The organism is Microcystis aeruginosa LEGE 91341, assembly GCF_015206885.1.
Classification (GTDB): Bacteria; Cyanobacteriota; Cyanobacteriia; order Cyanobacteriales; family Microcystaceae; genus Microcystis; species Microcystis aeruginosa_H.
In genome coordinates this window covers 18,844-39,957 of sequence record NZ_JADEXY010000003.1, presented here as the reverse complement: position 1 = coordinate 39,957, position 21,114 = coordinate 18,844, and the positions used below count along the sequence as shown (strand labels likewise).

The following is a 21,114-nucleotide window of genomic DNA, read 5'->3' as shown; positions in this document are numbered from 1 at the left end:
TTGAGAATAAACAAATGTCTAGAAAAGTTACCTATGGGGATATTCCCAGACAAAGAACCAAATATCTGCTTAATGCTCTGTTAAAGTTTGCTAACTACGAGGTGGATAATTGTGAAAATCTGGCTATTAAATTTAGCTGGATTAATGAGAAAAAATTGAAAATTCAAGCCGAACTTAATGCTTTAGAAATGCTGACGGAAAAATGTGGTCAAAAGCTGGAGTCATGGCAAATTCGCGATGCTTTGACGGAATATCTTAACGAAAAGTTTTTAGGTATTTTGGAAGATCATCGTCTCAATAATCAAGGAAAAATTCGTACTTTTCAAATTACTTTTTGGCAACGCGGTCATGATATTTTAACTAACCTAAGGAGCTTTGATCAAGAGTGGGCAAACAAAAGTAAACATCAATCTCCCGTAATTGCTGCTATTCTCTCCTCTTTAGATGAGGAAAAACAACAGGATTATCAGACCTATATTAAGGATTATGTGAAACGTCCACCTCTGGAGGAAAATTGTCTCAAAGTTCTTCAGCAAGAACAATCATTGCTAAGAATTCGCGCACCTCATAATAGTGGCAAAACCCGTTTAGTTAATTGGTTAGTCCATCATCTCAAACAAGATAATTATCAACCAGTTATCATTGATTGTGAGGAGGAAAAAGCTACTATTGCCCTTAGTTGTGAAGACTTGCTGCTGTCGATTTGTCGTACCATTACCCAAGAATTAAAGATTAACGAATCTCTTCTCGATAAATTTTGGTCTCGTCCCGGAACTCCTGCCCACAAAACTCGACGATATTTAGAAGAATATGTTCTCCAACCCAGCGCTAATCCTCTGGTTTTTGTCTTTGAAAAATTTGATACAATTTTGGAAACTGAAACACTCGGTAATGAAATTTGTGGTATTCTCAGAAGTTGGCATGAAAGACGTTCCCAACCTTGGCGGAAACTGCGCTTAATTATTATTCATTCAACGGAATTTTATAGCAACTACGATTTTTATGCCTCTCCCTTAATTGGTGTAGGTTATGTGGCCAGTTTATCGGATTTTAATACGGAACAAGTTCTCTCTTTCGCTCAAGTTAATGGCATTAATTGGACGTTATCAGATGTTAATAAGGTCATGAACTTAGTGGGAGGTAATCCTTATTTAATTAAGTTAATCTTGGTAAAATTGCAAGAAGGGAATTCTCTGGAAAAGGTTCTAGATGATGCCTTGCAGGGACGAGAGCCATTTCAAAGTCATTTTTTCCTCCTGATGAGATATCTGAAAAGTAATGCTAACCTACGGAATACTTTTAGGCAAATTCTTCAGAAAAAAGCTCTGACTCCGGCGCAAATGAAAGGAGAATCTGTCCAATTTTTGGAACGATTGGGACTGATCGACAAAAATTATGATACCCTAGAGGTGCGTTGCAATTTGTATCAAGTATATTTTGACGACTTGCTTGATTAGTCTCGTTGAGATTCCCAGTGAAACTGAATTGATTTTTCAAGTTTTGCTTCTAACTTACTCTCAACCTTCACAGTAATTGGTTCTCGATTAGATTCAGATTCATTATCTACAAACCTGAGAGAATTGCCTGAGGTCAAACTGGCCGAAAGATTGAGGTTTTCTAAATGTTCTTGTATCAACTCTAAAGAAATTTTATTCTGGGATTGCAAGGCTCTAATAGCAGCTATAAATGATTGAGCCGCATCATAACTGGTAGCAGTTCGCCAACTAATATCTTCTTTCCATAAAGCTTGAGCATCTCTGACAAAATTTTGGGACTTAATTAGATGGGAAAACCAAGGCACAGCTAAAACTAAATTATCAATAAATTTACCGCTATCAACCAACATTTCATGTTCATACATGGAATGACTCCCTAAAAGAACTAGCTTATTTTTCAGCTCTGGAGTGTTGCTGGTATTCAACTCTTCAAGAGTATGGGATAATTCTACTACCACAGAAGCTGATTCCAAACTGGGAAATAAGACAATTCCTCTAACTTGATCTTGGGAAAATGCTTTTAAAACTTCTGCGTCAATATCTAGGGAAGATGATAAATCAATTACTTTAGTGATTTTACCGCCTTTTTTTTGGAAAGCTTGACGAAACTCTTGAGTAAGTTCTTGGCTATCAATCTGGTTAGAATTATTAAAAATAACTACTTTATCTAGATCATGTTTGCTGGCGTAATTAGCTAAAGTTTCACCAATTTTTTCATTAGTAATAACGGTTCTAAAAAAGTATTCACTCTCAATTACATCCGAAGAACTTGTAGAAGAAATTAAAGTAATTTTGGCTCTTTCATAGATAGGTAAAGCTGCTAAGGTGGCTTCACTAGAATAATGTCCAATGACTCCAATAACTTTGGGGTCTTTAACGATTTCCTTGGCGACTATCTTGGCAACTTTTTCATCATTATTATCATTGGCAATAACGATATTTAAAAATAAATTATTCGCACTTGTCGGTAATTGGCTATTAAATAAATATTGTGCTTGAGCAATCCCTTTAAGGATTTCTTGGGAAATTTCATTTTTTTTTCCACTGGGAATAACCACCGCCAAAGTAACATAATTATTACTTAAATAAGCGATAGAATTATTATAATAAATCAATGTTTCTGCATCTTCAGGATGAGCAAGATAGGCTTTTTTGAATAACTGTTTAGCTTCCAGATAATTAGCATTTTGAAAAGCCAAAATACCCCGATCTTTATAAAAATTTTCCTGTTCAATAAATAGCTTTTTTTCGCCTTGGCTAAATAGTTTAGGCTCGTTAATATAGGGAATTTTATAAAAGTAAGGTAACAGCCATGACTGGTAGAATCCTAACCCAAGTAACCCTGTAACAATGCTAGTAAATATTCCCGCTGCTAACATAAATAAACGAGATTGTTTTTGACGAGTAATGCTTTCAGAGGCTGCTAAAAAACGATAATCGATACTATCTAATTCTTTATCTTCTTGCCATTTTTTAGATTCCTCTAACTTTTTCCCCGTCAGTAAACAATTTGTATCGGTAAAATTTGAGTCTTCCCATTTAGCAATTTCCGATTGATAAGGACGACTAGCTGCTAATACATTATATAACCATTTTTGATTAAAAATTGCCTGATAAATGGCATTAGCCACTCTAAGATAGCCCTCATTATCGACGATAACTAATCCAGATAGTAATAATTCATCATGTTCTGGTGTGTTACTCGCTTTCACCAATTTACCTTTTAAAACATTAGCATAAACCCTTAGTAAATATCCCTGATCAGGATGATAAATAAGTCGCTCTCTTATACTTGATAAAAAAGCAGGTTCATCTTTTTTTTCCCAGTTATCAATAATGTGTTTATAAACAAAATCTCGCATCCAAGCTGATAAGAGAGACTGAGGTATTGTAACTTTAAACTTGGCCATTAAATAGCACAATTTTTGAGTTAGAAAAGGTTGACCATTAGTCCAGCTAAAAATTTCTTGTAGAATTTCTTGAGGGAAAACACCCAACCCTTCTAGTCCTTGCATCAAGGGTTGACAGTTATCTTCTAACGACAGTCCATTTAATTCAATTGCTTTACCAATATTGAAAGGAGTTCTTTGACTATCCTGAATTAATTGATTAGGGGTAGCCGTGCCAATTAAAACAAATGAAATACGATTAAAATCTGCATTAATAACTCGCTTTTCATGACAAGATCTAATGTAAGCAAAAAAGTCATCAGTAGTAAAGGGTAGTTTTCTAACCACATCAATTTCATCAATAAAAATAACAATGTTGTTTGAAATTTTTATCAATAAAATTTCTTTAATAAACTGTCTAAGTAACCCAACATTAGAAACAGATTGACTGGCAATCCAAGATTCTAAATCCGTCATGTTTAGTTGTAATTGTTCGGCAATTTCAATAATTAAGGAATGATACCAGCTAGATTGATCTACTGATGTCCCCAATTCATTTAAGTCTATACGGGAACAGGCTACTCCTTGGACTTCAATTTGAGTTTGGATGCGTACCGTCAAACTCGACTTGCCCATTTTGCGAGAATTGAAAATATAACAATATTGACTGTTCATCAGAGCTTGGTACAATTCCAGATCAGCCCTTCTATCCACATAGCTTGGATCGGAAGGAGATAAGGTACTAGAAAACTTATAAACATTCTCGGCGGTTCCATTTTCTTGCATATTTCGGTATTTCATTGACCAGATAACCAAAACTTGGGTAAGTAATACCAGTTTGAACTACACTAACCACGGTGATAAATCCAGAAAAAAACCGCGCTCACTCATAGCCAATTATTGGTAAGCTAGTTCTACTCTGAATGAAATTGGCATATTTTCTTAGGGTAAACTCATCTAAGCTGAATCCTCTCAACTGCGCGAGTCTCCACCCTCAGCAACGGGTTTGGGGGAGACTGAAAAGTCTCCTATCCCCTAATTCCCTACTCTAAAGCGTAGATACGACCATCCATGAGCAGACGGGTGATCCCTTTCGCTTCCAGTTGAGCGTGAGCTTTTTCAATCAGGCGACCGTCGGGAACTTTAATCACTTTTTCCTTGCGCTTGGAGAAACGACGAGCGATGCGATGACTTTCAAAGATGGGGAGAGTGCGCTGCTGGATTTCCTGAGGGGGAACCTTACCCAATTCGGCAAAATCCTTGAGGGGACGGGTGATTAATTCGGCAGCGCGATCAATGACCAAGTAACAGGTTTTGGGAAAAGCCGCCGCCGAGAGGGGTAAGATCTGTAATTGGGCGGTTTTAACGATAGTCGGGCCTAAATAGCTGTCCGCTAGTTCCTCCTCCTCATCTTCATCTTCATCTTCATCCTCCTCTTCATCCCAATCCTCGTCAAGCTCATCTTCCTCCTCCTCTTCCTCGATAGCTTCGACGAAAAACTCGTTTAAATTAGCGGTTTCTAGGGTCTTATCGCCATTAATTTCTGTATCTTCTGGATTATCTGCTTCTGGCGGGTAAGCGGTATCCATTAACAGGGTTAATTGTTCCACAGAAGCGATCGGTTGCTCAAAAGCCTGCTCATCTTTAGCTGCGATTTGGGCTGCCCGAAAACCAATCACCTCGATCGCTTTTTCCGGTAAATCCGCTGCTGTTTCGTCCTCCTCAAGGCCACGAGCATTGCGGGCCAAGCGTTTTTTCTGGATTAACTGCTCGTATTCCTGGCCAGAAAAAGAATTTTTGAGAAAACGACTGACCGTAGAACTACTCACGCCATAACGCTCAGCTAACGTGGAAGTGGTGGCCTCCGTTTCCCGATAAAGCTTAAGAATTTCTTTTTTCGTGGCATCAGTAAGTTTTCTTGGACTCATATTACTTATATAGTTATTTTTTAAGCGATAGGATTTTGCCGATGGCTAGTCAGGGGAAGCTGTTGTGTTTGAGCGGACGTACTCTTAATCATAAAACGCCCTAGCCAATTAAAACTAAGCAATTCGTTTTCTAGTCCCTGTTCTAGTCTATCCTTGACTTCTGTTTCTCACCACTACTCAAGATTAAAAAATTGACGATGATATCAAGTGCTGCTAGTCAAAAAGCCTTATTAGTTCTAGCCGATGGTACAGTTTACGAGGGTTATTCCTTCGGAGCCAAGGGAACCACCGTCGGCGAAGTTGTCTTTAACACGGGGATGACCGGTTATCAGGAAGTCCTCACCGATCCCAGTTATGCTGGTCAAATCGTCACTTTTACCTATCCAGAATTGGGGAATACGGGGGTTAATCCCGAAGATGAGGAGTCAATTCGTCCCCAGGTGAAAGGAGCGATCGCAAAAAACATCTGCCATCGGCCCAGTAATTGGCGTTCTAGCCAATCCCTACCGGATTATCTGGCCGCTCATCATGTTATTGGCATCTATGGCATCGATACCCGCTCCCTGACCCGCAAAATTCGCTCAGTTGGGGCGATGAATGGGGCAATTTCCACGGAAATACTCGATTATCACGATTTACTGCGGCTGGTGCAGGCAGCCCCCAGTATGGCCGGGTTAAATCTCGTTAAGGAAGTAACCACCAAGGAAGTGTACGAGTGGACGACTCCCACCCCGTCCGCCTGGGAATTTGCGCCAATTGATAGTGATCAAGAACCGTTAACGGTAGTAGCGGTCGATTTTGGCATCAAACGCAATATTCTCCGGCGTTTAGCCAGCTACGGTTGTCGGGTGATCGTGGTTCCCGCGGACACTCCCCCGGAAAAAATCGCCGAATATAATCCCGATGGTATTTTCTTTTCTAACGGACCGGGAGATCCGGCGGCTGTCACCGAAGGAATTGCCCTAGCCAAGCAACTTTTGCAAGGAGAAAAACCGACTTTTGGCATCTGTATGGGTCATCAAATTTTAGGCCTATCCCTAGGGGCAGAAACCTTTAAACTGAAATTTGGCCATCGCGGGTTAAATCAACCCTGTGGACTGCAGCAACAGGTGGAAATTACCAGTCAGAATCATGGTTTTGCCGTGCAGGAGGCATCTTTAAATCCGCAAGTGGAGATTACCCATCTCAACCTCAATGATCGCACCGTAGCGGGTTTAAAACACAAGTCTCTGCCCTTTTTCTCGGTACAATACCACCCCGAGGCCAGTCCCGGCCCCCACGATGCCGATTATCTGTTTGGCAAATTTGTCGATTTAATGCGGCAAGCAAAAAAGGATCGGTCGTAAATTTTTAGGATATACTAGGGTTTTGATTTTTACGGCTCTAGAGCTAGGAGGCGATTATTCCAGAAGCAATTAACTTGACTGTCAGCTTGCGAGGCACCCGCGAGGTCAGAGATAAGTACCAAATTTTCCGTTTGACGGGTCTTTTAGATGCCTTTTCCGAACCGACTTTTTGTAAGGTGATCGAAGGCTATGTGGACGAAGGTCCCAAAGATGTGATTATTAGCCTCGCTCAGATTGATTTTATCGATAGCTCCGGTTTAGGGGCTTTGGTAAAATTGGTGAAAAAGGCCAAAACCGAAGGGGGCAGTTTACAAATTGTTACCAATCCCCGGGTAACTCAAACCGTAAAACTGGTGCGATTGGAGAAGTTTTTTTCCCTGCAACCCACCCTAGAAGCGGCGATCGAATATCTAGAAAAAGCGTAAATCGTGGAATCTCCTCTCGAAAAAATTCGCTTACAGGTCAATGGCGAGGGTTCACCAATCCTAGAGGGTCTTGACCGATTATCGCCCGCTTCCCTGGCCTATCTAGGGGATGCTGTTTATGAATTATACATCCGCACCTATTATTTACTGCCGCCCCAGCGTCTGGGAGACTATCACGCTCAGGTGGTAGGCAAGGTCAGGGCCGAACAACAGGCTTTAGATTTAGCGCAACTGCAGCCTTATCTGACAGACCAAGAAAAAGAAATTCTGCGCCGGGGACGCAATGCGGTCACGGGAAAACGCCGTCGTCTGACAGCCCAAGTCTATCAGCAGGCCAGCAGTTTAGAAACCCTGTTCGGCTATCTTTATCTCCAAGACCCCTCAAGATTACATCAACTATTAGAAAAACTAGAATTATAGCCCTCTACTCTTAATCCATGCAACCATGAGCGATCGACCATTTCGTGACAAGTCCGATAATCGTAATTCTCGCCGGCCCTCGCGGCCAAAAACCGGGCCAATTCTGGCTAAATCCCCGGCAGTAACTCCAGAAAACCAAGAAGCTGATGATCTGCTCTACGGTCGCCGGGTGGTTTTAACGGCCATGGAGGAGGAGCGCCAACTGAATCGGATTTGGGTGGTCAATCGACTCCGTTACGATCCCCGTTATCATACCCTCCTAGAAAAAGCCAAGGCCAACGGCACGGTAATTGATGAGGTGGACGATCTGCGTCTCGATCAGATTACCAATAAGGCCAATCATCAGGGGATTGCGGCCCAGATGTCTCCCTATGATTATATTGAATTAGCCGATCTGATCGAAAAAGCTAAGGGCAGAAGTCGCCACCCCGTCATCGTCATCGCTGAAGGGATCACGGATCCCCATAACCTGGGGGCAATCATTCGCACCGCCGAAGCTATGGGTTGTCAGGGGGTAGTTATTCCCCAACGTCGTGCCGCCGGGGTGACATCGACAGTGATGAAAGTGGCGGCCGGATCCTTGGAATATTTACCCGTCGCTAGGGTGGTCAATCTCAATCGTGCTTTAGAGGAATTAAAAGCGGCCGGTTTTTGGCTCTACGGCACGGCGGCAAAAACTGGTAAATCTTTACACACAATCAATTTAACGGGTGCGATAGGATTGGTGGTAGGTTCGGAGGGAGAGGGTTTGAGTCTGCTAACCCAAAAGTCCTGCGATGAGTTGGTATCTATCCCTTTGGCAGGCAAAACCCCCAGTCTCAATGCTTCGGTGGCGGCGGGTATGGCTCTTTACGAGGTTTACCGGCAACGCTGGCAAAATTCCCCCGACTGAGAATCTGTATTTTTCGACACTGCCAATAGCCAAAAGGAGAAAGTATAAATAAAATAGGAAGGAAGTTTGCGAAATGTAAACGAACGTAACAAAACCACCAGAGTAGATTTAGATGGGGAACGAAATGAAAGAATTTTTGATTAGCTTACTCGAAAGGTTCGGATTAGCCTACTGGGTCGAGATTAAAACCGACTATCCCAGATGTACTTATTATTTCGGCCCTTTTCTCGCTAAAGACGAGGCTGAAGTCGCTCAAGCCGGTTATGAAGAAGATTTGAAAACAGAAGGAGCGCAGGGGATTAAATTGGATATAAAACGTTGTAAACCGAAAGATTTAACTATTTTTGAGGAAAAAGAAGAAAGCAAGCTCCTGAATACCCTAAAGGTCTTACGCAGTCAAGTTTCTTAACAATTTTCAGTGATCAGTGATCAGTAATCAGTGATCAGTAATCAGTGATCAGTAATCAGTGATCAGTAATCAGTGAAAAGACAGCAGGCTCTCTTAGGTTTGGTGGGCAAAATGTATTCTAAGATACATTCCTCCTAGCGAGGGGGTGGAACGAACCACAAAGACACAAAGATTGATCGATCCTATGTAAGTTAAACTTATCACACAGAACCTAGAAGAGCCGACAGCAGGAAACTGCCATTTGATGAGGCTCACTTAATACATACTGCTCACTTAAAACTGATAACTGCTCACTTAAAATTGATAACTGATAACTGATAACTGATAACTGATGGCTAAATATCAATGGGAGCGATTTAAAAAACAGCTATATTCTGCTTCTGTCAGTCTTCCCGCTTCGTAGAGAGTATCGGTAATTTCTGCTAGGGTTAAAACCGAATAAGGTTGATAACCATGGCTACGAAGTTTATCTTTAACGGGGCCACCATGGTCGATAAAAACCACGATATCATTAACTAATAATCCCGCCGATTTAATCTTTTCTGCCCCCTCGATCGCACTTTTGCCAGAAATTAAAATATCGTCCACCACTACCACCGTTTCCCCCACTTGAAAATTACCTTCAATTACTCTTCTTGTGCCGTGAGCTTTTACTTCTTTGCGGGGGAAAATCATCGGATGATTTAATAATAAAGATAAACCCGTGGCTGTAGGTAAAGAGCCGTAGGGGATACCAGCAATGCGGTCAAATGTCAAGGTTTTTAATATTTCTCCATAGGCTTCAATTACCTGCTGAAAAATATTAGGATTAGAGATAATTTTTCTAAGATCGATATAATAGGAAAAAGTTTCTCCCGATGCTTGCACATAATCGCCAAACATCAAGCAACCAATATCAAATAATTGTAGAATTAAATCCTGATGAGGATGTTGTTTTAAAAGACAAACGTTAGCAGACCAAGTCTCATCTTGGCTTGATTCTTGCTGGTGATTTTGTTTAATTTTGTTGACTTCCTCGCGTAAATCCTTGACTTTTGCCCCCAAATCGGGTTGAGATAAAAAGTCTTGGGGGACAGGAATTAATAAACCCTCACCATGACTATTTAAACCCAGAGTAATTAACTCGGAGAATTTACTTTTGTCTTCCCAAATACTGCGTAATAAAATCAATCTTTCGGGAGCAAAATTGCGAATCTTTTTCAATATCTCTGGTTGAGTGGTTCCCACTTCTAAAAACACCTGTTCGGGAGTTCCCCAGGTGCAAGCTTCTTTGACAACTTGCAGATAAAAAGGATTGTCGCGACTGGGAAATTCTTGCAGATTAATCGCGCCTTGATTGGAAGTATGACAGAGGATAAAAGCGCCATGCTCGGGGTAAACTAAAAAAGGAGCAACGTGATCCTGTCCGGAGTAGGGATTGAGAGTAACCGCGTCCACCTGCCAAGTTTTAAAGATAGTCTCGGCTAAAATACTGCTAGTATTAATATCACCGTGTTTAGCATCCAAAATTACCGGGATATGAGCGGGAATTGCCGCTAAAATTCGCTGTAATAATTCTAATCCCGCTGCTCCCAAAGCTTGATAAAAACCTAAAGTTGGTTTGTAGGCACAGACAAAAGGGGCGGTTTCATCGATAATAAACTTGAGCCACTGTTCTAAATTAACGATTAATTCTCCCGGGGTGGAGGGCATCATTTCGGGGTTAGCATCTAAACCGAGGACAAGTAGAGTCTGGTTTTGACTAATGGCGTGGTTTAACTTTTGAAAAAAATTCATCGGTTCCTAATCTCAGAATTCTGGATTAGTTTCTAATTCTACACTATTTGGCCGAAAAATAGGCTCTAAAATTGTCTGGTGCAGACTTTTTCTGGTGTCAGCGTCAAGGAATTTCTTTTGTAGGGGTTGCCATTCTTGCCATTTTTGGTGACGGATATTTTGGAAAATTTCTAGTAAAGTGGGCATTTCCTTGGCAAGACAATTGGGGAAAATTTGGCTAAGAAAATCCGAGAGAACACAACAATCCTGCATTTCTCCGAGAACACTTTGAAGGTTTTTAATATCTTCTAGATACTCTTGATATTTGTCGCCATAAAACTGAGTGAATAACTCCATATTATAGCGGGAACGCTTGGCTTCTTTGCGGAGATCATGCAGTAATAATCCTTCTTTTTCCAATAAGTCATCAATTTCTTGACTAGAAAACTCTCTTACTTTTTGATCTTCCTCTAAATTTACCCCAACTAACCAGCCTTCGTGCAGTAAAAAACGACTCGCTTGCGGTAATAATAAGTCTGGTAAAACCGTAGCAATATCTAATTTTCCCATCGGTTGATAGGTGGGATTATCCAACCAACGGGCAAAATCTGCCTTAAAATTGAGAAATTTATCGGACTTTAACAGCTTTTCTACCTTAGCAAATGCCTTCTTTCTTTGGCTTTCGAGAACTTGTAAAACTTTCTTCAGTAGCTCCTGTTCTTGCGGGGGTAAAATTGGCTGATAATGACCGATAAAAGCCTCTTTTAACACATCTAAATCTCGCAATTCTCCTAAAATTCTGCCCAGATTACCCACCCGTTTTTGATCGGCATATTTCGGCATGGTTAAAGCGGGATCAAAACCAGTTAAGGTACTGCGAAGACGGCGCATTCCCACACGAATTTGATGCAATTCTTCTGGGTCCTGATCGAGTAAAACCCCAGCTTCGTGTTTAAGAACTTTATGAAAATGTTTATCAACACCGATATAGGCCCAATCGGCAACAGTTTTAGCCCGAGGATTAAATTTGTTAGTCATTGGTCTTTAGGGAGGAAATAATGTCAAGATGGTGGTAGAATCTTTAAATCAAGACTGGAACTAATAGATACTATTTATTCTATACAATAGGATGAAGCATCCGCTTTAAGAGAAGTTTATGGATAGTTTTTGGCTAGATTATGGGGGGGAAATCGCTTTTCGCACTGGAGAGCATCTTTTCTTGACGGGAATAGCCATGGCTATGGGTAGCTTAATCGGGATTCCTCTAGGTATTTTAATTAGTCGTCAAGCTATTCTCGCTCAACCGATTATAGCGATCGTTAACACCCTACAGACTATCCCCAGTTTAGCCCTATTTGGTTTTTTAATTTCCGTGCCTTTTTTGGGAGGAATCGGCAAAATTCCCGCTATTGTTGCCCTAACTCTCTATACCTTACTGCCAATTGTTTTAAATACCTATCTGGGCATCAAAAAAGTTGATTCCGAATTAAAATTAGCCGGGTTATCCCTAGGCATGACTGACGGACAAATCCTGCGCTATATCGAATTACCCCTGGCTAGGGCGACAATTTTGGCAGGAGTGAGAATTGCGACGGTGATTGCTATCGGTGTGGCTACGATCGCAGCTGCCATCGGTGGCGGTGGTTTGGGAGTGTTTATTTTTCGCGGTATTGCCACGGTCAACAATCAGTTAATTTTGGCGGGGGCAATTCCTGCCGCTTTTTTAGCCTTTGTTGCCGATTGGAGTCTCGGTCGGCTAGAAAAGACCTTTACCCCTTCGCCACGTCCGAAAAAGCCCTCTAAATGGCAATGGGGCTTAGGTTTAATCGGGTTAGCCCTGCTATCTTTCCTCTTGACTCAAATTTTCCATTCATCCCCCGGCACAGTGGTGATCGGTTCCAAAAATTTTACTGAACAGGTGATTTTAGGGGAAATTTTGGCACAGGAAATCGAAAAAGAGACGAATTTACGGGTTGATCGTCAATTTAATCTCGGTGGTACTCTGATCTGTCATGAAGCGGTGAAAGCGGGTAAAATCGATGGTTATGTGGAGTATTCTGGCACGGCTTTCACGGGAATTTTGCAGGAAAAACCCCTTAACGATGCCCGATTAGTCTCTGAAAAGCTGCAAGAGATTTATCCAGAAAAATTTAATCTAGAAGTGTTTCCCAGTCTAGGATTTGAGAATACTTTCGCCATTGTTATCCGGGGAGAAACCGCCAGTCAATACAATCTTAAAACTCTCTCGCAGGTGGCTAAATATACCCCCAATTGGCAAGCGGGTTTTGGTTATGAATTTTTGGAAAGGGAAGACGGTTACAAGGGATTAGCGAAGACCTACGGTCTAACTTTTGCCCAACCCCCGAAAGTGATGGATTTAGGGTTAATGTACCGCGCTTTAGCCGAAAAACAAGTGGATTTAGTGGCGGGAAATTCCACCGATGGCTTAATTCCCGTGCTAGATTTAGTCATCCTAGAAGATGATCAACGCTATTTTCCTCCCTACGAAGCGGTACCGATTTTTAACCGGGATAGTTTGCAAAAATATCCGCAATTGCGACAGGTTTTAGCCAAACTCACCGGCAAAATTACCTCCAGCACTATGCAGAAATTAAACTATCAGGTGGATGGACGCGATCGCAAAGTAGAGGAAGTGGTCAAAGAATTTCTAGTCTCCCTCTCTTAACCATTTAGTCACTCCCCCGGGTTGGTCGATTAAACTAATGCCTTGGGCTTTTAATTCTGCGCGAATGCGATCGCTTTCGGCGTAATTTTTCGCTTTTTTCGCCTCTGTCCGTTGTTGGATGAGATTTTCGATATCCGCTACACTAATTCCCTCAGAAACAGGAGTTTCTCCCTGGTCGGCGGCAATTTCTAGACCCAAAACCCTAGACAATTTCACCAAAGTATGCCATTTTACCGCTAATTCGGCCAGATTGCTGTCCGTCTTACCCGCATGGGTTAAATTATTACCCTCCTTGCGTAATTCCTTAGCGATTTCAAATAACACCGCTAAACCACCGGCAAAGTTAAAATCGTGATTTACCGCCTCTTGAAAGCGATTTTCTAGCTCTTGGTCAGTAATTGCGGGATTATCTGGCGGAAGATGCTTATAACCAAAGGATAAACCCTCTTGCAAAGTATGCCAGCCATTAGTGGCCGCCTGCAATCCCTCATCGGAAAAATCAATCGGTTTGCGGTATTGGGCGCCTAAAATTAATAATCTCACGGCTAAGGGGTCATATTTTGTCAATAACTCGCGAATAGTGATGAAATTACCGAGGGATTTCGACATTTTTTCCCCGGCCACCTTAACCATGCCATTATGTAACCAATAGTGGGCCAGAGGTTTACCCGTAGCCGCTTCACTTTGAGCAATTTCGTTTTCGTGGTGGGGAAAAATCAGATCACTTCCCCCCACATGAATATCGATAGTTTCTCCCAATTGTTCTTTGACCATGGCCGAACATTCAATATGCCACCCCGGACGACCTTGGCCCCAGGGAGAATCCCAACTAGGTTCCCCCGGTTTTGCCCCCTTCCAGAGGGCAAAATCAAAGGGGTCTTGTTTTTTAATTGCTTCCGGGTCGTCGGTTTCTACCCGGCCGCTGGCCCCGGCTTGCAAATCATCGAGTTTTCGCCCCGATAGTTTGCCATAATCAGAAAAACGACGGACGGAATAGTAAACATCGCCATCGCTGGGGTAAGCATAGCCTTTTTGTTCTAATTCATAGACTAGGCGCTTGATACCGTCGAGGGTATGAGTGGCCCGGGGATAAGCGTCCGCCGGTCTGACTCCTAATTTTGCCATATCCTCAAAGTAGGCCTGGATAAATTTCTCGGCCACGGCTGCCATGGTGGTATGTTCATTTTTAGCCCGATTGAGAATTTTATCGTCAATATCGGTGAAATTTTGAATATAGCGCACTTGATAACCGAGATACTCCAAATAACGCCGCACCACATCCCAAACCACACAGGTACGCGCATGACCCAAATGGCAATAATCATAGACGGTAATGCCGCAGCAATACATGGAGACCATGCCGGGGATGAGGGGGGTAAAGGGTTCTTCGCGACGACTGAGGGTGTTGTAGAGGATTAAGGTCATGGATGGGGATTTTTTTCTGGGGAAAAAGGCTAGTCCAATTTTATAGCAGTTATTTTCAGTTATCAGTGATCAGTGTAAGTATCTAAGCACAATTAATTACACATCTAAGCCACTACTCCGTCAGACTTCTGCGGTGGTGAGCAAACAGAGAACTGAAAACTCAAATCCGATCCCTAATAGCTGTATCCCGTCTCCTGTCTCCTGTCTCCTGTCTCGACGGGGAGATAGGACTGTTTTGATCAGGACTATTATTGATGAAATCGATAGAATAAGGATAGGGGAAGCTTGCTTGTTTGCCTCAACCGACAATTTTTATTGTTAATCAACTTTGACCAGACCATCACCATGAATGAACCACCTAATAGCGCTGGCGATGAAATCCAATTACCCCGGGGAGAAAGAGTTGACCAGCTAAGAAATCTCATCGAAACCCTACGCATTGCCGATGAAGTGGCCAATCGCGGTTATTTGATTACCAGCGCCGAAGTGGCCGATTTAATGGATATTAATCCGGGCGCCGTTACCAGTCGAGGCGACCATTGGCCGTGGCGAAATTGGGTAATCTCCCGGGTCAGACGGGAGGGAAACCAAATTCTTTGGCAGTTGGAAAAAGTCGATTAGGATTAATGGCAACCATCAGTTAATTTCTCTCTTGACTTTTGCAATTATCTCGTCATTTTCCCCCAGCAGGTGACGCGCAAAACGTCGGGCCAGGGGCGGAGCCGATACAAGTGTACTGGTGAAGCCAGAAAATACCTGCAATCCCACTTTATCGGCGATCGCTCCCACTAGAGGCCGTCCCGAGGGTGCAAAGGCCACTAGGCAATGATGACAGCTGCCGGGGAGAGAGGCTAAAGAGGGCAGCAATGTCCCCACGGCGGCCCGTATTGCTTTTTCCCCGGCCAGAGGGTTTAAAATCGCATCTGGATCGGTGATAATGGCGCTAATTTGCCCTAGATAAAGGCTTTGATCCCAGAATTGTACCGCCCCCGTTTCTAAAACACTGGCAATTATTTCTGGGGTTTCTCTCTGCCAAATGCCCTGCTTTTCTAGTTGGGTGATTTTTTGCTCTAATAGCAATCTAGCAGGAATTGCGGGCATAACTAGGGTGTTTAATTTGATCTCAGTGGGGGGAATTTTGATCACCTGGGCATGGGTAAAATAGACGGGAGCAGTAATACCAGATTTTTGCAGTAAAGACCGGGTTAATCCCCCGGCACAGACGATAGTTTCCCCGGCAGAATAATTATTTTTAGGAGTTTTTACGCCGGTAATTCTCGATGCAGTTTCAATTAATTCGATGACAGCTTCCCGAATAATCGTGCCTCCCAGACGCAGAAAAGCTTGTTGATAGGCAAGATTAGTTTTTTCGGGGTTAATGTGACCGTGGGGCAGTCGTAAAACTCCGGAGATAGCTGCGGGATTTAATAGGGGTTCTAAAGCGATCGCTGCCTGCGGATCAAGAATTTCGGGAGTAATAGCAAAGATAGCAAATTTTTCGGCCACAGCGGCTGGGTCATCTTCGGGGTTAACGGTGAGAATTAGCTCTATGTCCCGGTATTCGTTATCTATGCCCAGTTCCTGGGATAAATTGCGCTGAATTTCTCCACCTTCTTGGTATAATTTTCTCTGGATTTCTGTGGTAGCTGACCAATAGGCTAAACCCCCGTAACTGTAGAAAGTGGCGTTGAGGGGATGGGTTTCTTTTTCTAATAAGAGGACTCGACTGCCTAGGTTAGCTAGTTCATAACTTAAGGCGGAACCGGTGATACCACCACCGATAATTATATAATCATAAGTTGTGGTCATAATTCGGCTAATTTTTACTCGATTAATCTATTCTATCATTATACTTGCTCGGTTCCCTGGTTCTGATTTGAGCAATAGTTGCTATAATTAGAGAAAAAGTTCAAAGCGGTATCAGATAACTATGCAACAGCTAGAAACTAGGGGGATAACTGACTCATGGATTAAAGGTAGTTGGGAAGAATACTTAGAAGCGATTAAAAACTTCCCAGAAAATCAAGGAAAAAGTTATTATTACAATGGCTATTATCGATTAGAAATGACTCCTATTAGTAACGATCATGCCAGCGATCATGCTATTTTGATCTTCGCTGTTAGTCTCTATGCTACCCTAAAAAATCTGGCCTTTAATGCCAAAGATAATTGCAGTTTTCGCAAGTCTAGTTATCGAGAAATTCAACCAGATATATCTTATTATTTTGCCGAGAAAGCTAATCTGATTCCCTACGGTACTTCGCTAATTGATTTAAATCAGTATCCCCCACCAGATTTAGTCATTGAAATCTCAAAATCTACCCTCAATGATGACCTAGTCAATAAACGCTTACTATACGAAGAATTAGGAGTTAGTGAATATTGGAGTGTTAACGTCGATTATCCCCAAATATTCGCTTTTGAAATAATCGATCGAGGTAGTAAAAGAATTGATATATCAAAGGTTTTACCTAATTTAAAACTTGCGGTTTTAGAGTCAGCTTTACAACAGGCACGCAGCAAGGATCAAAGTCAGGTAGGACGTTGGTTAATCAGTCAATTTCAAGGTTAAATCCTGCTGTTTTTTGGCAGCCGCTTTATCCAATAAAGACTCGGCAAAAGCGATGGCAGCCGCTGCCGAATTTCCTCCCGTTAATTGTGCCAATTCTTCCCTTCTCGTCTGACGATTATCGAGAGAAGTAACCCGGACAACCGTGCGAATTTCCGAGAGATTAGTGGGATCATCTTCGGCAATCATTTGTTTATAAACTCGGAAATGGTGATCAGCTAAAGCAGCCACTAAGGGTTGATGAGTAACGCATAAAACCTGATATTGTTGACCTAATTGATCCAATTTATCGGCAATTGCTTGAGCAACTTTTCCCGATACTCCCGCATCGATTTCGTCAAAAATTAGGGTGGCTGCTGCCGATTGGGATTGGGAAAAACAGGACTTTAACGCTAGGAGAAAACGACTCATTTCTCCTCCGGAAGCGGTACTGGATAAAGGTTGGATTTTTTCCCCCGGATTGGGACTAAAATAAAATCCCACTTGATCGACTCCCAGACTGCTAGGATTACCCGGAGCAATCCGACAGACAAAAATCACCTTTTCCATGGCTAAAGGTTTTAATTCCTGTACCAATTGTTTTTCTAGTTGACTAGCGGTTTCTTGTCGCAAAAAGGTCAACTGGGTGCTAGTTTCTCGATAGATTTTTTCCTGTTGCTGACAAATTTTTTCTAATTCCTCAATCGATTGTCCTTCTCCCGTCAACTCCGCTAATTCCTGCTGTAATTTCTGATAATAATCGATCGCTTCGGCTAAACTTGGGCCATACTTGCGCGAAATGCGCTTAAGTTGGATAATTCTCTCTTCTATCTCGTTCAATCTCTCGGGATCTGCCTCTAGACTATCCCCATAAACGTTGATTTCCTGTCCCGCTTCCACCACCTGATTTAATGCCGATCGCACCATCTCTAAAATTGGCTCTAAACTCGTATCATAAACCATCATATTTGTCAAGATATTTTCAGCTTTTCCTAACAAATCAGCGACAGCGGGTTGATCGCGATCGTTTTGGTAGAGTAGTTGATAGACTTGATAGCTGGAATTTTGCAAATCGACACCGTGGGAGAGTCGGTTTCTTTCCTGTTCCAACTGTTCCAACTCGTTAGCGTCAGTTAAATTAGCTGATTCTAGTTCTTTTAGTTGATATTCTATTAAATCTAATCTTTGTAAGCGATTTTGTTCCGATTGCAACCTATTATTTAAACTATTCTTGCTTTCTTGCCAGTTAGCGTAGGCTGTGGCTACTTTTTCCCGCTGCTGCTGCAGCGATTCACCCCCGTAGAGATCTAATAATTCCCTCTGTCGATTAGCGTCCATTAACTGAACTGTTTGACCTTGGGCGGTGATTTCTACCAAAAAATCTCTTATTTGCGCCATTTGTTGGCGATTAGCGACGACTCCGTTAATCCGAGAACGAGAACGCAAGGAATTATTAGTAATCACTAATTCCCGGCTGATGGTCAGACTATTATCCTCTAGTAGGTCAATTTCCTGACTTTCTAGCCAAGCAATTAATTCTGGAGTCAGAGAAAAAGTCGCTTCTAGGGTTGATTGTTGGCTTCCCTGACGGATGACGCGATGATTGACTTTACCACCGAGAACAATATCGATCGCATCTAATATAATCGATTTTCCTGCCCCCGTCTCACCGGTCAGTACATTTAATCCGCTGCCGAAAGTTAATTCTAAGCGATCGATGAGGGTAAAATTTTCAATTTGTAGGCAGGATAACATATATCAGTAATCAGTAATCAGTAATCAGTTGCTAAGTAGGTAGGCGTTAAAAATTATCAGATGCCCCCCTTAATCCCCCCTTATCAAGGGGGGCAGGGGGGATCGAACCTAAAATCCATTTTTAATTTAATTATAACCAGCTACTTATTCTCATTATCCTTCAGCATTCCCTAATTTTCCCCGAAACGGTAGCCCTTCCCATAGACAGTATTAATGAGAGGTGTTTCTCCCTCCGCTTCGATTTTACGACGCAGCAAGCGCATCAGGGCAGGAACCACATTACTATTAGGTTGCTCTCCTTCTGACCAGAGATGCTGATAAATTTGTTCATGGGTGAGAAGTTGCCCGGGATGGGTCATAAATAAAGTTAACAATTGTATTTCTTTTGCTGATAAACTGATCGTGCGACCGTGACGATAGGCCACTTGATTTTCGCTATCGAGTTCTAAATCAGCACATTTTAATTTACTGCTATTACTAGCTTCAAAATTGGGAGAACGACGCAATAAAGCGCGGACTCTCGCTAATAATTCTCGCAGTTGAAAGGGTTTGACTAAATAATCATCAGCACCGGCATCTAATCCCGCCACTCGATCGTCTATGGTATCCTTAGCGGTTAGAAATAAAACGGGAGTGGTGTCCCCCTGATCCCGTAAATATTGACAGATTTGTAATCCAGATTGCTGGGGCAACATCCAATCGAGAATTAAGAGGTCATAATTATTCTCTCGTGCCAATTCTAACCCCGTCCGACCATTATCAGCAATATCCACTTCATAGCCTTCTTGATCAAGAATTTGTTCTAAGGGTTCGGTTAATTCGTGTTCATCGTCAACGATAAGTATTTTCATAAAAGTAAAAAAGATGGTGTCGGGTTTTGGGGTTTTGGGGTTTTTAGTTGAATCTCCCCATTTCCCCATATCCCCATTTCTCCTAATTATCTATCTTTGGGTAATAAATTGCGCCATTCGAGAGGGATATAACTTTCAATAAATCTAGCTAGGGTTGGGTAATGACGCTGATACAAAACTCCCATATAGATAATACCAAGTCCTAGGACGGTTAGGGCAAAGGGAAAGAAAATTGAATCGGCAAAGATACGATAGGAGAGATAGGAAAGATAGGCAAATACTCCGATACCTCCGAAAACCACAAATAATCTTCTTCTTAGCAGGATGGATAATAACATCAATCCCAAGTTAATTAGACAGTACAAAAATCGTTGCGATTCATTATCCTCGATGAGAAGAGATAGACTAAACCAAAACATAATCAATCCGAATAAGTACAGCCAAAAAGCAAAATCTCCCCGACTGCGACGCTGACGTACATCAATTAAATAGGCAGTTATTAAACAGGCAATTCCAAACCAAAAGGATACCCACAGTCGCATTCTCCATGTATATTCGTTCTCTCCAAATATTAAAGAGGTTAAGTCCATTGACATATACCACAGACTAAAAGCGATCGGTGCAGTTAAAAAGGGAAATTTAACAAATCGCAGAGTTATTAATCCTGCGAGAATCGTGCCTAATTCCATTAAAAACCAACCGCCTTTAGTCCAGGTATAGAAATCTGGATAAATGGCCATATTTCCGGCTTGCCAGTATCCTGTCCAGCGTTGTAAACCATAGATTGCTAAGGGAGTCATTGCCACTGCCATGGTAAATAAAAGACCGCCGGGGATTTTGAGATTTTGCTGAAAATAGAGATTTTTACCCGTGAAAATAAAACAAACTGCATAAAATAGAGCGATAAAAAATAGGCCTGCACCGCCGAAACTCTCCCAAGCTTCGTTCATAAACCACCCCAGAGCAGAGATAACAATTAATGCCCCAAAATAATAGGCTACATTAGCGAAATTAAAGCGAGGACGATTAACTTCATCTTCTTGGGGATAACGGGACAAAAAAGCCGTCCATAAATTTTCAGCTTGGCTGGCAGTAATTAGGTTTTCTTGTACCGCCCAATCAAAATCTTCTCTTTCTAGTCTCATAATATTCTCTAGTCCTTAAGCTAAGATGTATTTTAACCGCCTATCCTGCCTGTTGCCTCATCTCAACAAGAAATTTAAATACTTAACAGCTTATACAAGTCACATCTGTTTCCCGATACTAAGCGATTCGACTGACTTTAAATA

At 42.0% G+C, this 21,114-nt stretch carries 18 protein-coding genes; 9 read left to right on the top strand and 9 right to left on the bottom strand.

Annotated features, from left to right (window positions below; genetic code table 11):
• Nucleotides 1-14: 14 nt before the first annotated feature.
• Nucleotides 15-1,457 carry an AAA-like domain-containing protein gene (locus IQ234_RS01105; protein ID WP_193955704.1) on the top strand — a complete coding sequence of 481 codons (1,443 nt, stop codon included), beginning with the start codon at nt 15-17 and terminating at the stop codon, nt 1,455-1,457.
• Here IQ234_RS01105 and IQ234_RS01100 read toward each other — a convergent pair.
• Both IQ234_RS01100 and IQ234_RS01095 read right to left on the bottom strand, forming a co-directional pair.
• Nucleotides 1,454-4,171, bottom strand: coding sequence for an AAA-like domain-containing protein (locus IQ234_RS01100; RefSeq protein WP_193955703.1), 2,718 nt, complete (start codon nt 4,169-4,171; stop codon nt 1,454-1,456). The two genes, IQ234_RS01105 and IQ234_RS01100, sit on opposite strands and share 4 nt — an antisense overlap.
• A gap of 257 nt (nt 4,172-4,428) precedes the next feature.
• Nucleotides 4,429-5,313, bottom strand: coding sequence for a helix-turn-helix domain-containing protein (locus IQ234_RS01095; protein ID WP_193955702.1), 885 nt, complete (start codon nt 5,311-5,313; stop codon nt 4,429-4,431).
• 197 nt (nt 5,314-5,510) lie between these two features.
• Here IQ234_RS01095 and carA point away from each other — a divergent pair, with 197 nt between their 5' ends.
• The 5 genes from carA to IQ234_RS01070 all read left to right on the top strand — a co-directional run bounded on the left by carA (nt 5,511) and on the right by IQ234_RS01070 (nt 8,805).
• On the top strand, nt 5,511-6,659 hold the full coding sequence (gene carA, locus IQ234_RS01090; RefSeq protein ID WP_193955701.1) for a glutamine-hydrolyzing carbamoyl-phosphate synthase small subunit: 1,149 nt from the start codon (nt 5,511-5,513) through the stop codon (nt 6,657-6,659).
• A 74-nt stretch (nt 6,660-6,733) separates the two neighbouring features.
• Nucleotides 6,734-7,084 (top strand): STAS domain-containing protein, encoded by a 351-nt coding sequence (locus IQ234_RS01085; protein ID WP_036399615.1) that lies wholly within the window; start codon nt 6,734-6,736, stop codon nt 7,082-7,084.
• Between the two features lie 3 nt (nt 7,085-7,087).
• Nucleotides 7,088-7,504 carry a Mini-ribonuclease 3 gene (locus IQ234_RS01080; RefSeq protein ID WP_002741322.1) on the top strand — a complete coding sequence of 139 codons (417 nt, stop codon included), beginning with the start codon at nt 7,088-7,090 and terminating at the stop codon, nt 7,502-7,504.
• 25 nt (nt 7,505-7,529) lie between these two features.
• Nucleotides 7,530-8,396, top strand: coding sequence for a 23S rRNA (guanosine(2251)-2'-O)-methyltransferase RlmB (gene rlmB, locus IQ234_RS01075; protein ID WP_193955700.1), 867 nt, complete (start codon nt 7,530-7,532; stop codon nt 8,394-8,396).
• A 112-nt stretch (nt 8,397-8,508) separates the two neighbouring features.
• A complete protein-coding gene (locus tag IQ234_RS01070; protein ID WP_104397146.1) occupies nt 8,509-8,805 on the top strand; it encodes a DUF1816 domain-containing protein in 297 nt (98 codons plus the stop codon).
• 342 nt (nt 8,806-9,147) lie between these two features.
• Here IQ234_RS01070 and IQ234_RS01065 read toward each other — a convergent pair whose 3' ends face one another.
• Together IQ234_RS01065 and IQ234_RS01060 are read right to left on the bottom strand one after the other, a co-directional pair.
• Nucleotides 9,148-10,581, bottom strand: coding sequence for a bifunctional orotidine-5'-phosphate decarboxylase/orotate phosphoribosyltransferase (locus tag IQ234_RS01065; protein WP_193955699.1), 1,434 nt, complete (start codon nt 10,579-10,581; stop codon nt 9,148-9,150).
• Nucleotides 10,582-10,593: 12 nt separating this feature from the next.
• On the bottom strand, nt 10,594-11,598 hold the full coding sequence (locus tag IQ234_RS01060; RefSeq protein ID WP_193955698.1) for a CHAD domain-containing protein: 1,005 nt from the start codon (nt 11,596-11,598) through the stop codon (nt 10,594-10,596).
• Nucleotides 11,599-11,716: 118 nt separating this feature from the next.
• Between IQ234_RS01060 and IQ234_RS01055 the strand changes: the two genes are divergently transcribed.
• Nucleotides 11,717-13,246: a glycine betaine ABC transporter substrate-binding protein gene (locus tag IQ234_RS01055; RefSeq protein ID WP_193955697.1), complete on the top strand. Its 1,530-nt coding sequence runs from the start codon at nt 11,717-11,719 to the stop codon at nt 13,244-13,246.
• On the opposite strand, the gene cysS is transcribed toward IQ234_RS01055, so the two are convergent.
• Nucleotides 13,229-14,671, bottom strand: a complete 1,443-nt coding sequence (gene cysS, locus IQ234_RS01050; protein ID WP_193955696.1) for a cysteine--tRNA ligase — start codon at nt 14,669-14,671, stop codon at nt 13,229-13,231. The two genes, IQ234_RS01055 and cysS, sit on opposite strands and share 18 nt — an antisense overlap.
• A 345-nt stretch (nt 14,672-15,016) precedes the next feature.
• Between cysS and IQ234_RS01045 the strand changes: the two genes are divergently transcribed.
• A complete protein-coding gene (locus tag IQ234_RS01045) occupies nt 15,017-15,292 on the top strand; it encodes a hypothetical protein (protein WP_002768833.1) in 276 nt (91 codons plus the stop codon).
• A 15-nt stretch (nt 15,293-15,307) separates the two neighbouring features.
• Here the strand turns inward: IQ234_RS01045 and IQ234_RS01040 are convergent, their stop codons facing one another.
• Nucleotides 15,308-16,480, bottom strand: coding sequence for an NAD(P)/FAD-dependent oxidoreductase (locus IQ234_RS01040; RefSeq protein WP_193955695.1), 1,173 nt, complete (start codon nt 16,478-16,480; stop codon nt 15,308-15,310).
• A 121-nt stretch (nt 16,481-16,601) separates the two neighbouring features.
• Between IQ234_RS01040 and IQ234_RS01035 the strand changes: the two genes are divergently transcribed.
• Nucleotides 16,602-17,243: a Uma2 family endonuclease gene (locus IQ234_RS01035; protein WP_193955694.1), complete on the top strand. Its 642-nt coding sequence runs from the start codon at nt 16,602-16,604 to the stop codon at nt 17,241-17,243.
• On the opposite strand, the gene recN is transcribed toward IQ234_RS01035, so the two are convergent.
• From recN to IQ234_RS01020, 3 genes are all read right to left on the bottom strand, one after another.
• Nucleotides 17,220-18,974: a DNA repair protein RecN gene (gene recN, locus IQ234_RS01030; RefSeq protein ID WP_193955693.1), complete on the bottom strand. Its 1,755-nt coding sequence runs from the start codon at nt 18,972-18,974 to the stop codon at nt 17,220-17,222. The two genes, IQ234_RS01035 and recN, sit on opposite strands and share 24 nt — an antisense overlap.
• Before the next feature lie 170 nt (nt 18,975-19,144).
• Nucleotides 19,145-19,825, bottom strand: a complete 681-nt coding sequence (gene rppA / locus IQ234_RS01025) for a two-component system response regulator RppA (RefSeq protein ID WP_193955692.1) — start codon at nt 19,823-19,825, stop codon at nt 19,145-19,147.
• Between the two features lie 86 nt (nt 19,826-19,911).
• Nucleotides 19,912-20,970 carry a DUF2157 domain-containing protein gene (locus IQ234_RS01020; RefSeq protein ID WP_193955691.1) on the bottom strand — a complete coding sequence of 353 codons (1,059 nt, stop codon included), beginning with the start codon at nt 20,968-20,970 and terminating at the stop codon, nt 19,912-19,914.
• Nucleotides 20,971-21,114: the final 144 nt, after the last annotated feature.